Source organism: Runella sp. R0.1_18 (assembly GCF_057652155.1).
In genome coordinates this window covers 198101-214535 of sequence record NZ_JBYFCK010000008.1, presented here as the reverse complement: position 1 = coordinate 214535, position 16435 = coordinate 198101, and the positions used below count along the sequence as shown (strand labels likewise).

The window sequence follows — 16435 nt, the reverse complement described above, 5'->3', positions numbered from 1 at the left end:
AAGATTATCCATTAAACACTGTGGCCAACTTTACTCCACGTTGGAATGCAACTTGGTGCGGAGCTCTCATTTTAAGAAGCGCGTCAATTGTTGCCTTCACTACGTTGTGAGGGTTAGAAGAACCTTTTGACTTGGCTAATACGTCGTGTACACCTGCGGCTTCTAATACAGCACGCATCGCACCACCTGCGATAACTCCAGTACCTGGAGCTGCTGGCTTAACAAATACTAAGCCACCGCTGAATTTTCCGTGCATTTCGTGAGGAACTGTTCCTTTAAGAAGTGGAACTTGCACGAGGTTTTTCTTCGCGTCTTCAATTCCTTTTGCAATGGCATCAGTTACTTCGTTAGCTTTTCCTAATCCGTAACCTACAACGCCTTTGCCATCTCCAACGACCACGATTGCTGAGAAGCTAAAGCGGCGTCCACCTTTTACTACTTTGGCAACACGGTTGATAGCTACTACCTTTTCTTTAAGGTCAGCTTCGTTGTATTTCAAAGGTTTGATACTGTTTGACATATCTTTATTAGAATTTGAGACCACCCTCACGAGCGCCGTCTGCCAATGCTTTTACTTTCCCATGATACAAATAACCATTGCGGTCAAATACAACCGCACTTACGCCTGCTGCGAGTGCTTTTTCGGCCAATTTAAGACCTACATTTTTTGCATCTTCAACATTGACACTCGCTTTTGTAGCATCAAGTTCAAGAGATGAAGCAGAGACCAATGTTTGACCTTTTGTATCATCAATTACCTGCGCATAAATACGAGCATTTGAGCGGAAAACAGAAAGGCGAGGCTTTTCTGAAGTTCCTTCTACTTTTTTCCGAATCCGGTATTTAATGCGCTGTCTTCTTTCGCTTTTTACTGAAGCCATGATTGCTTACAATTTTTTCAGATTACTGATTACTTCTTAGCAGCAGCTTTACCAGCCTTACGTCTGATTTGCTCACCCACAAAACGAATACCTTTACCTTTGTAAGGTTCAACCTTGCGGAACGAACGAATTTTCGCCGCGATTTGCCCGAGTAGTTCCTTATCAATACACTCTAAGAATACTTTCGGGTTTTGTCCTTTTTCCATCGTTGCGCTTACCTTCACTTCTGAAGGTACTGCAAAATAGATACCGTGTGAGTATCCAAGGCTAAGCTCCAAAATATTATTGTTAACAGAGGCTTTGTAACCTACCCCAACAATTTCTAATTGTGCTTTATACCCTTCGCTTACGCCCACAACCATGTTATTAATGAGTGCACGGTAAAGTCCGTGCAATGCTTTGTGACGTTTTTGCTCAGTTGGACGAACAACTGTCAACTCGCTGCCCTCTACTTCCACCTTGATATCACGGTCAATATCACGAGTTAATGAGCCTTTAGGCCCTTTAACGGTCACGACGTTATCGTCTGACACTGATATTGTAACGTTTGCAGGTAGCGTTATCGGCTTCTTTCCTATACGTGACATTTTCTTTCAGGTTTTATCAGTAAACGTAACACAGCACTTCTCCACCCACGTTAAGTACGCGAGCTTCTTTGTCAGTCATTACCCCTTTTGAGGTAGATACAATTGCAACGCCAAGGCCATTCAAAACGCGTGGCATTTCTGATGAACCAGAGTACTTACGAAGTCCTGGCTTACTTACACGTTGTAAATCAACAATGGCAGACTGCTTTGTTACTGGGTTGTATTTCAAGGCAATCTTAATAGTACCCTGCGGGCCTGTCTCCTCGAACTTGTAGTTCTGGATAAAGCCTTTATCGTAGAGTACCTTAGTAATCTCCTTCTTAATGTTAGAAGCAGGTATTTCCACAACCCGGTGCTTCGCCCTTATGGCGTTTCTGATTCTCGTCAGATAGTCTGCTATGGGATCGGTTATCATTTCTCTACTGATTTGTTGCTTCCCTTCTGTAAAAGGGCTGCAAAGTTACGGAATTGATTTTGAAAACAAAAGCGATTTTTACCAACTTGCTTTGGTTACGCCAGGAATTTTTCCTTGAGAAGCCATTTCGCGGAAAACAACACGGCAAATACCAAACTTGCGCATGTATCCTCTTGGACGGCCTGTAAGGCGGCAACGGTTATGCAAACGAACTGCCGATGAACTACGAGGCAATTTGTCTAAACCTTCCCAGTCACCAGCTTCTTTCAAAGCAGCACGCTTTTCAGCGTACTTAGCAACTAGCTTTTGCTTTTTCAATTCTCTTGCTTTTACTGATTCTTTCGCCATTTCCTTATTTCGTTGAAAAAGGGATTCTTATTTTTTACCTTTTGTAAAGGGCATACCAAGAGATTTCAACAATTCGTAGCTTTCTTCATCTGTCTTTGCAGAGGTTACGAATGTAATATCCATACCTGAAATCTTATTCACCTTGTCAATTTGAATTTCAGGGAAGATAATTTGCTCTTTTACACCGAATGTGTAGTTACCGCGGCCATCAAAGCCTTTGTCGCTAATTCCTTGGAAGTCACGAACACGTGGTAAAGCGATGCTTGTTAGACGATCCAAGAATTCGTACATTTTGTCTCCACGAAGCGTTACTTTTACGCCAATTGGCATTTTTTCGCGTAACTTAAAGTTAGAGACCGCCTTCTTAGACATTGTTGGAACTGCCTTCTGACCTGCAATAAGGGTGATTTCTTCCAATCCAGCATCAATCAATTTCTTGTCAGATACAGCAGCACCAATACCTTTATTGATAACAATCTTATCAAGGTGTGGTACTTGCATAACTGATTTGTATTGGAACTTCTCATGCAAGTGAGAGACGACTTCCTTCGTGTATTTCTCTTTTAATCTCGTAGTTGCCATTTTGATTATTAGTTTGTGGATTTCCGACCCACAGTTAATTTATAAGTGACAAACGAAAACTACTTTGAAGGATCTGGGATAAACTTCCCTGATTCTTTTGAATAGCGTTGTAGTTTCCCTTGCTCGTTGAGCTTGCGTCCTGTACGGGTTGGCTTACCAGTAGCTGGGTCAATCAACATCAAGTTACTGATATGAATTGAACCTTCTATCTTTTTAAGTTCACCCTGAGGATTCGCGGCAGTTGGCTTAACGTGTTTTGTGATAAGGTTAACGCCTTCCACAATCGCACGCTGTTTTTCAACCAACACTTTGGTGATTTTGCCCGACTGGCCTTTTGAGTTACCAGCTATCACTTCTACTGAGTCTCCAGTACGAATGTGTAACTTGGGCTGTTTGTTGAATTTTCTTTCCATTGCTTACAATACTTCAGGTGCCAATGAAACAATTTTCATAAAGTTTTTCTCACGCAACTCACGAGCAACGGGCCCAAAAATACGGGTACCACGTGGTTCGTCTTGGTTGTTGAGTAACACGACGGCGTTATCCTCGAATCGAATGTAAGAACCATCTTTACGACGGATTTCTTTCTTGGTACGAACAACAACGGCCTTAGAAACTGTACCTTTCTTTATGTTGCCCGAAGGAATTGCCTGTTTAACTGTCACCACAACTTTGTCACCGATAGATGCGTAGCGTTTGCCCGTACCACCCAATACACGGATGACAAGCACTTCTTTCGCTCCACTATTATCAGCAACAGACAGTCTTGATTCTTGCTGTACCATTGTTATTTCGCTTTTTCAATGATTTCGACTAATCTCCAACGCTTATTCTTACTGAGTGGGCGTGTTTCCATTACGCGAATTGTATCGCCGATTCCACACTCATTATTTTCGTCATGCACCATTAATTTGGTAGTTTTTTTCATAAACTTACCGTATTTCGGGTGCTTTACTTTACGCTCTACCGCGACAACGCAAGATTTCTCCATTTTGTTGCTTACTACGCGGCCAACTCTGACTTTGCGTAAATTTCTTTCTACGGTTGTTTGTGCTGCTGCCTCCATTGTGTCGGTTATTTTACAATTGGGGTCTCCTGACCATTATTACGCGCTTGCGACTTTATTTTTAGCCGACAATTCCGTGATCAACCTAGCTATTAGGCGGCGCGTATTGCGAATACGCATCGGGTTTTCGATCGGAGATACGGCATGAGCAAACTTTAACTTTAAAAGACGATCTTGCTCTTCAGCAATCGTTTGCGTCAATTGTTCTACCGTTAGCGCTTTTATTTCACTATTTTTCATTTGACTAATACTTATTCTGCTTCTTCTTGATGATCGCGACGAACTACGAACTTAGTCTTAACGGGAAGCTTCTGAGCGGCTAAACGAAGAGCTTCATTAGCTAATTCGAGTGACACACCTGTGGCTTCAAATAAGATTGTACCCGCTTTTACTGGGGCTACCCAATATTCAGGAGCACCTTTTCCTTTACCCATACGTACTTCGAGAGGTTTCTTTGTGATTGGCTTATCTGGGAAGATACGAATCCAAACTTGACCTTCACGTTTCATTGCACGGGTAACAGAGATACGAGCTGCCTCAATCTGACGGGCTGTAATCCAGCCAGGTTCGAGCGCTTTAATGGCAAACGTACCGAAAGCAATTTGGTGGCCACGAGTAGCCATGCCTTTTTCAGACCCTTTGCTTTTTTGTTGTTTGCGGAACTTGGTTCTTTTCGGTTGTAACATGGTTCAGCAGTATTATTCGGTGTCAACTAAGACCCGTTTGCTTTCGATAATTACTTTTTCTTGTTACGGTTGTTGTTGTTGTTGCGGTTTTTATTTCCGCCACCGTTTCCACCACGACGGTCACCACCTTCGCGGTCACCACCACCTCTACGACGGTCGCCACGCTCTCCGCCACGGTCATTTCCACCGCTGCGTTCTGCTGCTGCTGCACCACCGCTGATTGGCGATAAGTCACGCTTTCCAAAGATTTCGCCTTTGAAAACCCACACTTTGATTCCAATCTTTCCATAGACGGTCAAAGCTTCTGAGATAGCGTAGTCGATGTCGGCGCGAAGTGTATGCAAAGGTACACGACCTTCTTTATACTCTTCAGTACGTGCCATTTCAGCACCACCTAAACGACCTGAAATCCGAACTTTGATACCTTGTGCTCCTACACGCATTGCTGAAGAAATTGCTTGCTTCATGGCACGGCGATAAGAGATACGGTTTTCAAGTTGTTGAGCGATTGATTCACCTACTAGTTTAGCATCTATTTCAGGACGCTTGATTTCGTAGATGTTGATTTGGATATCTTTACCCGTAATCTTTTTAAGCTCTTCTTTGATTTTATCTACCTCGTTTCCACCTTTACCGATTACGATACCTGGACGAGCCGTGTGAATCGTAAGCGTAATGCGCTTCAAAGTACGTTCAATTACTACTTTAGAGATGGCGCCTTTTGGAATACGAGCGGAAATATATTTGCGGATCTGCTCATCTTCAATCAATTTGTCAGCAAACTCACGTCCGCCGTACCAGCTTGATTCCCAACCACGGACGATACCGAGTCGCAGACCTACAGGATTAACTTTCTGTCCCATTCGTTATTGAAAATTTTAGGCTTCTTGTTGGATTAATTCTGCTGATGCATCATCTACCACAAGTGTAATGTGGTTTGAACGCTTACGAACGCGATAGGCACGGCCTTGAGGAGCCGGACGCAGACGCTTCAACATAGTACCGCCGTCAACGAATACTGTCTTTACATACAGTTCAGCGTCTTCAAGTTTAGTATCCTCGTTGAGCTGTTGCCAGTTAGCTACGGCTGACATCAAAACTTTTTTCAAAACCGGAGCGGCAGCCTGTGGCTGATACTGCAAAATCGCCAATGCGCGGCTCACTTTCTGGCCCCGAATCATGTCGGCTACTAACCGCATTTTACGAGGTGAAGTGGGTACGTTTCTTAATATAGCTCTTGCTTCCATTTTCTTTGTGACTATTACTATCGCTTACCTTTGTCCTTTTTGGCAATGTGCCCACGGAAATTGCGCGTAGGAGAGAATTCGCCCAACTTATGCCCAACCATGTTTTCGGTTACGTACACTGGGATAAACTTGTTTCCGTTGTGTACTGCAAAAGTGTGACCAATAAAATCTGGGGAGATTGTACTGCGTCTTGACCAAGTCTTGATTACTGATTTCTTGCCTGAATCATTCATGGCATCTACTTTAATTTGCAGACGGAAATCAATATATGGTCCTTTTTTTATCGAACGTCCCATTTATCTTCGATTATTTTTTACGTTTGCTAATAATCAAACGGTTAGAATACTTTTTCGGAGTACGGGTCTTTTTACCCTTCGCATATAAGCCCGTACGAGAACGTGGGTGACCACCTGACGCACGACCTTCACCACCACCCATTGGGTGATCGACTGGGTTCATCGCAACCCCACGTACACGTGGACGAATACCTAACCAACGCTTACGACCTGCCTTACCAAGGCTTACGTTCATGTGATCGGGGTTAGATACTGAACCTACCGTTGCCTTACATACTGCAAGAACCATCCGCATTTCGCTTGATGGCATACGCAATACTGCATATTTACCATCACGAGCTACTAACTGAGCGTAAGTTCCCGCACTACGAACGAGCTGACCTCCTTTGCCTGGGTGCAATTCCACATTGTGGACAATTGTACCGATTGGCATCACAGCAAGCGGAAGAGCGTTTCCTACTTCTGGAGCTACTTCGCTTCCAGAGATAATTGTTTGTCCTACAGCAATTCCTTGTGGAGCAAGGATGTAGCGTTTTTCACCATCTTGGTACTCTACCAATGCGATACGAGCCGAACGGTTTGGATCGTATTCTACTGTCATTACAGTACCTGGTACGTCCAATTTATTACGCTTGAAATCGATGATACGGTACATGCGCTTGTGACCACCGCCAATGTAACGAGCAGTACGACGACCTTGGCTGTTACGTCCACCTGTCTTCTTGATAGGGGCTAACAAGCTTTTTTCGGGCTTGTCGGTCGTAATTTCGTCAAATGACGGAGCCGTACGGTAGCGCTGACCTGGAGTTGTTGGTTTGAGCTTAATGACTCCCATTGTTGTTGTTCAATTATTTGCTACTTCAACGGTTTATTAAACAATATCAGCGTAGATGTCAATAATCTCGCCTGCTTTCAATGTCACAATGGCCTTTTTGTACGTTGAAGTAATACCACTAATGGCCTTACCGCGTGACATTCTTGTTTTCTTTCTACCAATCGAGCGCATTGTATCCACACTCGCTACTTTTACGCCGTACATCTTTTCGATGGCGTTGGCGATTTCAATTTTATTGGCAGTTTTTGTTACCTCAAATACATACTTGCCCAAGTTGCTAAGAGCAGTAGCTTTTTCGGTCAATATTGGTCGCTTAAGTACACTCATTGTCTTACTTGTTCAAGAGATTTTCTAACTTCGACACCGCTGTTTCACTGATTAACAACACCTCAGCATTGATAAGGTCGTATGTATTGACATCACCTGCTGTAGTGATATTTGTTTTAGGAATGTTACGTCCTGACAAATACACGTTGTTATTGTATTCTGGCAAAATAAGAAGTGTTTTCTTACCAGTAAGTGAAAGCGCGTTCAAAAACGAAAGGTATTGTTTTGTTTTTGGAGCATCAAACGTAAAGTCTTCTACTACCGAAATACCGTTTGCTTTAGCTTTCTGTGAAAGCACTGACTTACGCGCCAACGCTTTTACTTTTTTATTCAATTTGAAGCTATAGTCGCGTGGTCTAGGTCCGAATACACGTCCACCACCTACGAACACTGGCGACTTAATTGAACCCGCACGAGCTCCACCAGTTCCCTTTTGGCGCTTGATTTTTCTAGTTGAATAAGAAACCTCGGCACGCTCTTTTGACTTGTGAGTACCTTGACGTTGATTGGCCAAGTACTGTTTCACATCCAAATATACTACGTGCTCATTTGGCTCGATGCCGAACACTTCATCGGAAAGAGATACTGTTTTACCAGTAGCTTGTCCTTTTATATTTAATACTGAAAGTTCCATTGTCTTGATTCGCCGTTGCGATTGATTACTTTTCAATGATTACAAACGAATTCTTCGCACCTGGCACTGAGCCACTGATAACGACGATATTCTGCCCAGGGATTACCTTCAACACTTTGAGGTTTTGAACCTTCACACGGTTGTTACCCATACGACCTGCCATGCGAATTCCTTTGAATACACGCGACGGAAACGAACAAGCCCCAATCGAACCTGGGTGACGTTGACGGTTGTGCTGACCGTGAGTTTGGCCTCCAACCCCACCAAAGCCATGACGCTTTACAACACCTTGAAAACCACGACCTTTGGCAGTTCCAACCACATCCACAAAGTCTCCTTCAATAAAAACGTCGGCTACTTCCAACGTCTGACCCAAAGAAAGTTCTTGTGTGAACTCTTTGAACTCGACGAGCTTGCGCTTAGGAGTAGTTCCAGCTTTTTTGAAGTGACCCATGAGCGGCTGAGTCGTGTGCTTTTCTTTCTTCTCACCGAAACCGAGCTGAATAGCTTGGTATCCATCGGTTTCTTCGGTTTTTACTTGCGTTACTACACAAGGACCAGCTTCAATAACCGTACACGCCAGAGCCTGCCCGTCCGCATTGTACACGCTTGTCATTCCGATTTTTTTTCCTATTAAACCAGACATCTTTTTGATTTACAGCAGGTTATACAATTTATTTTACAAAATGGACTGCAAAGGTCAACATTATATTTTTGCATTCCAAATTAGCCTTCGTATTTATTTTCTAAAGACACAAAAAAAGTCAGATGATAGAACACCTGACTTCAGTTGCAACCAAATTAAAGCTAATAAACTAGCTAATTTTTGCTTTGAACTCAGATGCGGTTTCCTTAATTCAGGACCTTCACCCAATGTATGTCTTGACTAGAAAATATACGTCTTTTGAAAAGGCTTGCAAAGGTCTTAATTATTATTCAATATTACAATACATTACAACAAAAAAGAAAAAATATTTTTTTGTTTTTGAGGCAGTTACGGCTTCTTTTCGCAAAATCTACCTAAATCCATATTAACTTTGGCATCATTTTCGTTATTGTCGCTGTAAACATACGAGGCTTAACCCGTAAAATATGACACAACTCCCTCTTCGATTGGCTATTTTGTTGGTATGTGTGATTGGTTCTGTATCTGTTCTAGCCCAATCGTCCCGTAATTCTCACCTGTATCGTAATACGCCTGCTTTTGGCGTTGTAAAACTTAGTGTGGGAACTGGCATTTCGTATTACATGGGCGACATGCGCGCAAAAACTGATTTACGCTTTATTCAACCTCACATTGCTGCGGCCATTACTTATCGTTTGGCCGAACGCTTTTCTGTACGCGGAGAAATTGATTTTTATCGTATTTCTGGAAAACAAGAAGGTGGGCCTATTTGGTACAATAACCTTTCGTTTCGTTCGGACAATCCTGCCGGGTATGTGAGCCTACAAGCAGATTTGTTCCGTTATCACGACGAACGGGCAGTGAATCCTTATTTATTTGGTGGAATTGGAATCACTCGCATTACTCCTAAAGCGCAGTATCAAGGGAATTGGTACAGCCTTGCACCGCTACAAACAGAAGGTGTTGCGTATAAACGCAACGTGCGTATTGGGGTCATCGGGATTGGTACCTCTTGGAAATACAACGAGCGCTGGAGTTTTGCCGTCGAATTAAGTAACAACTACGCGAACTCTGATTATTTGGACGACGTCAGTACGGTTTATCCTAATCCGACTGGAATGTCTGAACTTGCACTCCAACTTTCTGACCGCCGCCCAGAGCTTGACCCTGCGACACTTCCAACAGGCTACCCAGTTAGAAATGACGCAGGTGCGCAACGCGGAAACCCCAAAGTAAAGGATTCGTACGGCTTTTTATCTTTTCGGGCAGAATATCTCTTGGGAACCCAAGCCCGCCGTGCGGAACGCCGCAAACTTAAATGCTATTACTGACGTTTAGTATTTCGATGATGCCCTCAAATCAATTTTTCTTTACGTGCTTTTTCAATCGCTTCTGCCTTTGAATGAACCTCTAACTTCCAATAAATATTTTTGATGTGAGTCCGAATCGTCTCTTTATCGACAAACAGCTCATCGGCAATGGTCGTGTAGCTTTTTCCTTGGGCTATTCGCTCTAACACTTCCGTTTCACGGGCAGTTAGGGGAGATTGGTAGTTTTTTTGGAAGGAAGCAACCACCATTCGAGCAATATTAGTACTCATGGGAGCTCCCCCTTGGCGAATTTCTCGAATGGCGTCAATCAAACGACTTGGGGGCATATTTTTGGTCAAATAACCTCCCGCTCCAGCACACAATGCCTTAAATACTAACCCATCGTTTTCATATACCGTCACGACAATGAGCTGGGTTTGGGGACGGAGCTTTTTGGTACGCTCAATCCCCTCCACTCCTCCCATGCGAGATAATTCCAAATCCATTAAAACAACGTCGGGGCGATCGGTGGCCAGACTTTTGAGGTAATCTTCGCAATTAGAATAGGCTCCTACCACCTCAAAATCAGGCGTCTGACTTAAAAGCGCCGCAAAACCTTCTCGGATAATATAGTCGTCTTCGACCAAACAAAGGCGTGTTTTTATCATGTTAAGTAACTGATTTTTAGTTTAATTATGCACATGGTCGCTCAAATAAGACGACAAAACCTCCGCGTTTGGGCGAAGTGAGCGTTGCTACGCCGCCAATTTTTTCGGCCCGCGTTTGAATATTCATCAAGCCATTTCCTGATCGGCTTCGCCCCAAGTCCATTCCTCGTCCATTGTCTTGCCATTCGATACGTAATGAGTCAGGAGTGGGAACAAACGAGAGCGTAGTGTCGGTCGCTTGAGCATGTTTGAGGGTATTGCTCATGGCTTCTTTGAACAAAAGCACCAAATGCCGACTTGCACCTGTAGGCAAATTGACGCCACGAAGCGAATCATTCAACCCTTCCACATTGAACCGTATTCCTGTTTTGTCAAAAACATCATCCCCAAAGTCTTTCAAACGAACCGCGATTTCGTACAGGCTATCGTGTTCGGGGTTAATCGCCCAAATAAAATCTTTGGTTCCTTGGTACATTCGATTCGCATTGTCGCTGATTTTGGTCAACAACTCCCCTACTTCACCTCCTGCTTGGCCATTCATTCGGTTTTTCACTAATTCGGTCAAGAGGGAAATTCGCGTGAGGGTATTTCCAAACTCATCGTGCAAATCTTGGGCAGCTAGTTTCCGAACGCGTTCATTTTCCTCCAATTTTGCTCGCTCAAGCGCAAGCAATTGTCGAACGTGATTATCATAAAGCAATTTGACGACTGCCGCAACCAACAAAAAGAGGATACCATAAAACCACCACGTTTTCCAAAAAGGCGGGGTAATGACCAGTGATAGTTGTAGGTAATCTCGATCATTCCATTTTCCTTCGTTATTGGCCGCCTTTACCCATAATTTATAGTTGCCAGGGTTGAGGTTAGTAAAATCAACAAAGCGGCGCGTGCCCGTATAGACCCAGTCTTTATCGAATCCTTCGAGACGGTATGCAAACTGATTGCTAGAAGGGTTGGTATAATCCAATGCCGCCCACTCAAAGGAGAAAAAGTTTTCGTCATAGTCTAAATGGATGGGCTGACCGCTCGCAATGATGCTATCTAAATGAACAACTGGTTTTTCAAATTTTTTAAAGGAACGTAGCAAAATCCGTGGAAGGTGCTTGTTTATCACCAATTCGTCGGGACGAAAACTGAGCAACATGCCATTTCCACCCACAAAAAATTCCCCGTCGGGGCTGCGATGAAACCCTCCTGAGTTGAACTCCAAGCCACCCAAGCCATCTTGACTGGTGTAGGTGCGAAATGTTTTCTTTTCAGGATTGAAGCGAATCAGCCCCCCGTTGGTCGTCAACCACAAATCCCCTGCTTTATCGCTCATGGCACCATACACAAACGAATTGGCAAGGCCATTTTTTTCGGTAAAATGTTCAAACTCTACCTTTCCATTTTGATGTTTGGCCAAGCTCAACCCTTTGGCTGAACAAATCCAAACGCGCTGTTTGGCATCCACATGCACGTCCAAAATCATATTGCTGATGAGCGACTTGGCATCGTTGGGGTTATTTTGAAACAAACGTGCATACTGATTTGGGGATGGCCAATAAATGAGTCCTTGCCGCATCCCAATCCACATTCCTCCTTTGGCATCACGCTGAATTGTCCCTACCGATTCTAACTTTGCTTTAGTGGTCTTAGACACAGGCAGTTCTTTCCACGTACGAACTTTTTTTTGCGGGTCAATTTGGGCCAAGTATCCCCGCGTCCCGACCCAAACTTGTTGGCTTGGGTCTTCATAAATTCGCAACACCCACGGCTGATGGCCTTCGTACAGTGGCAGATTAAACGTTTCAAATTGCTGCTGGGCATTGTCCAAATGAAACAATCCCGTATTTCCTCCTACCCAAAAACTACCCTGTGTATCTTCCAAAGAGGTTTCGACGATGGTATTAGGAGGAGTTTTGTACGTTCGGATGTCATGCGTTGCCCGATGAATACGGTACAAGCCAGAATAAGACCCCACCCACAAGTGACCTTTTTTATCGGTCGTTAATCCAAAAAATGTACGAGTAGCCGCCGATTCTTGGGTAAAAAGGCGTTCCCAATGCTTAAACGTATTTTTGGAGCGACTGTACAATTGCACGCCCGCTTCGCGCGTGCCTATCCAAATAATATCTTCATCGGCCTCATTTCCCTCGTACAAGCAAGTAATATGGCTACTTTTCAAACCGTTGGTATCAAAAAAATCTTCATCAAAAATATCTAAAGGCACGTATTGCTGCTTGTCTGATTCGTAACGAAACCGATAGATACCTTGGCCACGCGTTCCGACCCACACAACACCCAGATGGTCGGTTATAAGCGAAGAAACAGATACCTTCGCAGGAAGTAACGGGGTAATTTGGGTCAATAATGCTTTTTTCGCATCGTCAGGACTACGTTTTGTTGCCTTAAATTCGGTTTCATTAGCAGCCATAACCCACCAAGTCGTTTTTGTCTGTACCCAAATGGTCTTATTTTTATCTTCAATGACTTGTAAAATAACGGTTTTGAGCTGAGAGCTACGCCGAAACGTCCCTTTGGCAAAATCATAGCAGTTGAGCCCTTTGGCAGTACCTACCCAAAAGCGCTGTTTGGAGTCTTCGTGAAGTGTAGTAATAAAATCATCGGACAAGGAGGTAGAATCAAAAGGCGTTTGACGAAAGACTTGCACGCGTTGCCCATCATAGCAATTGAGACCATCTTGCGTCCCAAACCACATCAAACCACGGTGGTCTTGTAAAATACAGTGAACTTCGTTTTGGCTTAGCCCCTCGTTGGTACCTAAGTGATTCCAAAAGTCAAAGCCAATCGGTGGCGCAGCGTTTGCCCAAGCCGCCCACATCCACATAAGCCCGATGAATAGTTTTGTTTTCATACGATCAAACAAAAGTATTGGTAACTGCGGGTTTACGCTTCCCCCAAAGTGGGTGAAATGTATTTTTGTCGTACCTTTGCATATTCAAAACGGATTTCATCAGAGTATCTGCTCTACATACCCCCTCGCAAGGCCAAACTTCTGATTATCTGCGGGGCTATGTAGTCATCAAAGAAACACAAAATACCAATGTTAGAACAGTTAGAAGCTATAAAAGAGCGTTTCGAAGAGGTCTCGCAACAAATTGTGCAGCCTGAGGTCGTTTCCGACCAAAAGCGCTTTTCAAAATTGAGCAAAGAATACAAAGACTTAGACAAAATCGTACAGAAGTACCAAGCGTACAAAAAAGTACTGAGCGACATCGAAGGCGCGAAAGACCTCGTAGCCAATGAAAGCGACGAGGAAATGCGCGATATGGCCAAAGCGGAGTTGATAGAGCTTCAACCGCAAGCCGAAGAGCTTGAAGCAACGCTCAAAGATATGTTGATCCCCAAAGACCCCAACGACAGCCACAACGTCATTCTTGAGGTTCGTGGAGGAACAGGTGGGGATGAAGCAGCGATTTTTGCGGGAGACCTGTTCCGCATGTATCAGCGTTTTTGCGACCGTATGGGTTGGAAAGTCGAAATCATGGACTTTACCGAAGGAAGTACGGGCGGCTACAAAGAAATCATTGCGAGTATCATCGGTGAAGACGTGTACGGTAAGCTCAAATTTGAATCAGGCGCTCACCGCGTACAGCGCGTTCCTGTAACCGAATCGCAAGGACGCGTGCATACCTCTGCCGCTACCGTAGCAGTATTACCCGAAGTTGAAGACGTTGAAGAAGTAGAAATCAACCCTGCCGACATCGAAATCATTACTTCGCGTTCGGGAGGTGCAGGTGGACAGAACGTCAACAAGGTAGAAACTAAAGTGCAACTCACCCACAAACCTACTGGCATTGTGGTGGTTTGTCAGGTAGAACGTAGCCAACATGGTAACCGCGAGCGCGCCATGAATATGCTTCGTTCAAAACTGTACGAAATGGAGTTGAAGAAGCAAAATGAAGCCGTTTCGTCGCAGCGTAAGTCGTTGGTGGGAAGTGGTGACCGTTCGGATAAAATTCGCACCTATAACTACCCCCAAAGCCGCGTGACAGATCACCGCATTGGTTATACCATTTACAATTTACCCGCCTTTATGGAAGGTGAAATTGGCGACTTCATTGAGCAACTTCGGATTGCCGACAATGCCGAACGCATGAAAGAAGGCATTACAGCGTAAAACCCTTCTAATTATAGCACCTGACAGCAGAAAATGTTGTCAGGTTTTTTTGTGCTTTATGATAGCACGCATGGTAGATTTTCGTTAGATTTCGTAGTTTTTGTTCCCCTTTATAATCTTACCTTATCCCATGGAAAAGCAAATTACCAAACATTACACCAATGGTGAAGTAACCGTTGTGTGGCAACCGCACCTATGTGTTCACTCTGCCATTTGTTTTCGAGGACTTCCTACCGTTTTTGACCCACGCAAACGCCCTTGGATAACAACCGAAGGTGGAAGCACCGTCGCTATTGTAGAGCAAATCCAGAAATGTCCTTCGGGGGCTTTGTCTTATTTTATGAATACCCAAGCAGAAGAGCAAGAACCCGTAGAAGTAGAAACTGAAACCGTCATCGAAATTCTTCCTAAAGGGCCTTTATTGGTCTATGGAAACTTAAAGGTCAAAGACACCGCGGGTAACGAAACCAAAAAATCACAAGTAACGGCATTTTGCCGTTGTGGCCAATCGGGTAACAAGCCTTATTGTGACGGCTCACACGTAACAGCTAAATTTGAAGGATAAGTAAATAGTACATTCGACCTTTGTGAGCGTACCTTTCTAAAACCCGAATTATCTAATCTACCCCCTATGAACTCACCTTCTACCGATTCGCGCCCCAAACGGTTACTATCGCTCGATGCCTTACGAGGCTTTGATATGTTCTGGATTGCGGGGGGCGAAAATATCTTTCATGCGCTCGCCGAAGCCACTGGCTGGACGGGAGCCATCTTAATGGCCGAACAGCTCTCGCACCCCGAATGGAACGGCTTCCGAGCGTATGACCTTATTTTTCCTTTGTTCTTGTTTTTAGCTGGCGTTTCCACGCCTTTTTCACTCGGCCGCCGTATGGAACAGGGCGCCGACCGCTCACAACTTCTCCGAAAAATCATCCAACGCGGACTCACGCTCGTTTTGTTGGGCATTATTTATAACAATGGACTTGAAATTAAGCCACTGTCCGAAATGCGCTTTCCAAGTGTTTTGGCTCGGATTGGTTTGGCAGGGATGTTTGCCCAAATTATTTACCTTTATTTCAGCACAAAAGCGCAATACATCTGGTTTGTTTCGCTGTTGCTGGGCTATTGGGCCTTTGTAATGCTTGTTCCCGTTCCAGGTTGCGGAGCAGGACACATGACGATGGAGTGCAACCCCGTGAGTTATCTTGATCATTTAATCATCCCAGGGCATTTGCACAAGGGCATCCACGACCCCGAAGGACTGTTTTCTACCTTCCCTGCCATTGCTACGGGATTGTTAGGAATTTTTGCGGGAAATTTACTCCACGCCGACGAGCGTTCTACCAGCCGTCAACAAAAAACACTTTATCTTTTTGTGGTAGGCATCGTATTTCTGGTGCTAGGAAAACTCTGGGATTACGTTTTCCCCATCAATAAAAACCTTTGGACGAGTTCTTTTGTGTTGTTTGTTGGTGGCTGGAGCCTCGTTTTATTATCAATTTTCTACTGGATTATTGACGTTCAAAACTGGAACCGCTGGGCGTGGGTACTGGCCGTTATTGGCATGAACTCCATCCTTATATATATGAGCGATAGCTTCTTCGATTTTCACTATACCTCGGAGCGCCTTTTTGTAGGCATTGTCAAGTATTTCTCTGAACCCTTCCAGAAAGTATTCTATAGTATTGGGTTCGTAGTGGTCGAATGGCTTGTTTTATATTTCCTTTATAAAAAGAAAGTCTTTTTGAAGGTGTAGGTCAAGATTTGTTACATAAAAAAGGCGCTGAATTTTATGTCCAGCGCCT

The 16435-nt window shown here is 44.1% G+C and carries 24 protein-coding genes; 4 read left to right on the top strand and 20 right to left on the bottom strand.

Going from position 1 to position 16435, the window contains the following annotated elements; translation table 11 throughout:
• Nucleotides 1-4 precede the first annotated feature (4 nt).
• The 18 genes from rpsE to rplC all read right to left on the bottom strand — a co-directional run bounded on the left by rpsE (nucleotide 5) and on the right by rplC (nucleotide 8550).
• The gene (gene rpsE / locus AC23P2_RS16240) at nucleotides 5-520 is read right to left on the bottom strand and encodes a 30S ribosomal protein S5 (protein ID WP_028523599.1); all 516 of its coding nucleotides are present in this window, start codon (nucleotides 518-520) and stop codon (nucleotides 5-7) included.
• A gap of 7 nt (nucleotides 521-527) precedes the next feature.
• Complete coding sequence (gene rplR / locus AC23P2_RS16235; protein WP_472486748.1) at nucleotides 528-881, bottom strand: 50S ribosomal protein L18; 354 nt, start codon at nucleotides 879-881, stop codon at nucleotides 528-530.
• Between the two features lie 29 nt (nucleotides 882-910).
• The gene (gene rplF / locus AC23P2_RS16230; protein ID WP_028523597.1) at nucleotides 911-1468 is read right to left on the bottom strand and encodes a 50S ribosomal protein L6; all 558 of its coding nucleotides are present in this window, start codon (nucleotides 1466-1468) and stop codon (nucleotides 911-913) included.
• A 16-nt stretch (nucleotides 1469-1484) separates the two neighbouring features.
• The gene (rpsH, locus tag AC23P2_RS16225; protein ID WP_487774174.1) at nucleotides 1485-1883 is read right to left on the bottom strand and encodes a 30S ribosomal protein S8; all 399 of its coding nucleotides are present in this window, start codon (nucleotides 1881-1883) and stop codon (nucleotides 1485-1487) included.
• Nucleotides 1884-1961: 78 nt separating this feature from the next.
• A complete protein-coding gene (gene rpsN / locus AC23P2_RS16220; RefSeq protein WP_028523595.1) occupies nucleotides 1962-2231 on the bottom strand; it encodes a 30S ribosomal protein S14 in 270 nt (89 codons plus the stop codon).
• A 27-nt stretch (nucleotides 2232-2258) separates the two neighbouring features.
• Complete coding sequence (gene rplE / locus AC23P2_RS16215; protein WP_487774173.1) at nucleotides 2259-2813, bottom strand: 50S ribosomal protein L5; 555 nt, start codon at nucleotides 2811-2813, stop codon at nucleotides 2259-2261.
• Between the two features lie 59 nt (nucleotides 2814-2872).
• On the bottom strand, nucleotides 2873-3226 hold the full coding sequence (rplX, locus tag AC23P2_RS16210) for a 50S ribosomal protein L24 (RefSeq protein ID WP_487774172.1): 354 nt from the start codon (nucleotides 3224-3226) through the stop codon (nucleotides 2873-2875).
• Nucleotides 3227-3229: 3 nt separating this feature from the next.
• Nucleotides 3230-3598, bottom strand: coding sequence for a 50S ribosomal protein L14 (gene rplN, locus AC23P2_RS16205; RefSeq protein WP_028523592.1), 369 nt, complete (start codon nucleotides 3596-3598; stop codon nucleotides 3230-3232).
• Nucleotides 3599-3600: 2 nt separating this feature from the next.
• Entirely contained in the window at nucleotides 3601-3879 is a 279-nt protein-coding gene (gene rpsQ / locus AC23P2_RS16200) for a 30S ribosomal protein S17 (RefSeq protein WP_028523591.1), read from the bottom strand.
• 39 nt (nucleotides 3880-3918) lie between these two features.
• Nucleotides 3919-4119: a 50S ribosomal protein L29 gene (rpmC, locus tag AC23P2_RS16195; RefSeq protein ID WP_028523590.1), complete on the bottom strand. Its 201-nt coding sequence runs from the start codon at nucleotides 4117-4119 to the stop codon at nucleotides 3919-3921.
• A gap of 11 nt (nucleotides 4120-4130) precedes the next feature.
• Entirely contained in the window at nucleotides 4131-4565 is a 435-nt protein-coding gene (gene rplP / locus AC23P2_RS16190) for a 50S ribosomal protein L16 (protein ID WP_122932845.1), read from the bottom strand.
• A gap of 50 nt (nucleotides 4566-4615) precedes the next feature.
• Nucleotides 4616-5428 (bottom strand): 30S ribosomal protein S3, encoded by an 813-nt coding sequence (rpsC, locus tag AC23P2_RS16185; RefSeq protein WP_028523588.1) that lies wholly within the window; start codon nucleotides 5426-5428, stop codon nucleotides 4616-4618.
• Nucleotides 5429-5443: 15 nt separating this feature from the next.
• Complete coding sequence (gene rplV / locus AC23P2_RS16180; RefSeq protein WP_051397943.1) at nucleotides 5444-5812, bottom strand: 50S ribosomal protein L22; 369 nt, start codon at nucleotides 5810-5812, stop codon at nucleotides 5444-5446.
• 17 nt (nucleotides 5813-5829) lie between these two features.
• Entirely contained in the window at nucleotides 5830-6108 is a 279-nt protein-coding gene (gene rpsS, locus AC23P2_RS16175) for a 30S ribosomal protein S19 (RefSeq protein WP_028523586.1), read from the bottom strand.
• Between the two features lie 10 nt (nucleotides 6109-6118).
• Entirely contained in the window at nucleotides 6119-6943 is an 825-nt protein-coding gene (gene rplB / locus AC23P2_RS16170) for a 50S ribosomal protein L2 (protein WP_028523585.1), read from the bottom strand.
• Between the two features lie 36 nt (nucleotides 6944-6979).
• Complete coding sequence (rplW, locus tag AC23P2_RS16165; RefSeq protein ID WP_028523584.1) at nucleotides 6980-7270, bottom strand: 50S ribosomal protein L23; 291 nt, start codon at nucleotides 7268-7270, stop codon at nucleotides 6980-6982.
• A gap of 4 nt (nucleotides 7271-7274) precedes the next feature.
• Nucleotides 7275-7904, bottom strand: a complete 630-nt coding sequence (gene rplD, locus AC23P2_RS16160; RefSeq protein WP_487774171.1) for a 50S ribosomal protein L4 — start codon at nucleotides 7902-7904, stop codon at nucleotides 7275-7277.
• Nucleotides 7905-7929: 25 nt separating this feature from the next.
• Nucleotides 7930-8550 carry a 50S ribosomal protein L3 gene (rplC, locus tag AC23P2_RS16155; RefSeq protein ID WP_487774170.1) on the bottom strand — a complete coding sequence of 207 codons (621 nt, stop codon included), beginning with the start codon at nucleotides 8548-8550 and terminating at the stop codon, nucleotides 7930-7932.
• A gap of 446 nt (nucleotides 8551-8996) precedes the next feature.
• Here rplC and AC23P2_RS16150 point away from each other — a divergent pair, with 446 nt between their 5' ends.
• Nucleotides 8997-9860, top strand: a complete 864-nt coding sequence (locus tag AC23P2_RS16150) for an outer membrane beta-barrel protein (RefSeq protein ID WP_487774169.1) — start codon at nucleotides 8997-8999, stop codon at nucleotides 9858-9860.
• Between the two features lie 23 nt (nucleotides 9861-9883).
• Here AC23P2_RS16150 and AC23P2_RS16145 read toward each other — a convergent pair whose 3' ends face one another.
• Nucleotides 9884-10507: a response regulator transcription factor gene (locus tag AC23P2_RS16145; protein WP_487774168.1), complete on the bottom strand. Its 624-nt coding sequence runs from the start codon at nucleotides 10505-10507 to the stop codon at nucleotides 9884-9886.
• Nucleotides 10508-10532: 25 nt separating this feature from the next.
• Nucleotides 10533-13364, bottom strand: coding sequence for a sensor histidine kinase (locus AC23P2_RS16140; protein ID WP_487774167.1), 2832 nt, complete (start codon nucleotides 13362-13364; stop codon nucleotides 10533-10535).
• A 189-nt stretch (nucleotides 13365-13553) separates the two neighbouring features.
• Between AC23P2_RS16140 and prfA the strand changes: the two genes are divergently transcribed.
• From prfA to AC23P2_RS16125, 3 genes are all read left to right on the top strand, one after another.
• Nucleotides 13554-14630, top strand: a complete 1077-nt coding sequence (gene prfA / locus AC23P2_RS16135) for a peptide chain release factor 1 (protein ID WP_487774166.1) — start codon at nucleotides 13554-13556, stop codon at nucleotides 14628-14630.
• A 130-nt stretch (nucleotides 14631-14760) separates the two neighbouring features.
• Complete coding sequence (locus AC23P2_RS16130; protein WP_487774165.1) at nucleotides 14761-15195, top strand: (4Fe-4S)-binding protein; 435 nt, start codon at nucleotides 14761-14763, stop codon at nucleotides 15193-15195.
• A 66-nt stretch (nucleotides 15196-15261) separates the two neighbouring features.
• Nucleotides 15262-16386, top strand: coding sequence for an acyltransferase family protein (locus tag AC23P2_RS16125; protein WP_487774164.1), 1125 nt, complete (start codon nucleotides 15262-15264; stop codon nucleotides 16384-16386).
• Nucleotides 16387-16435: the final 49 nt, after the last annotated feature.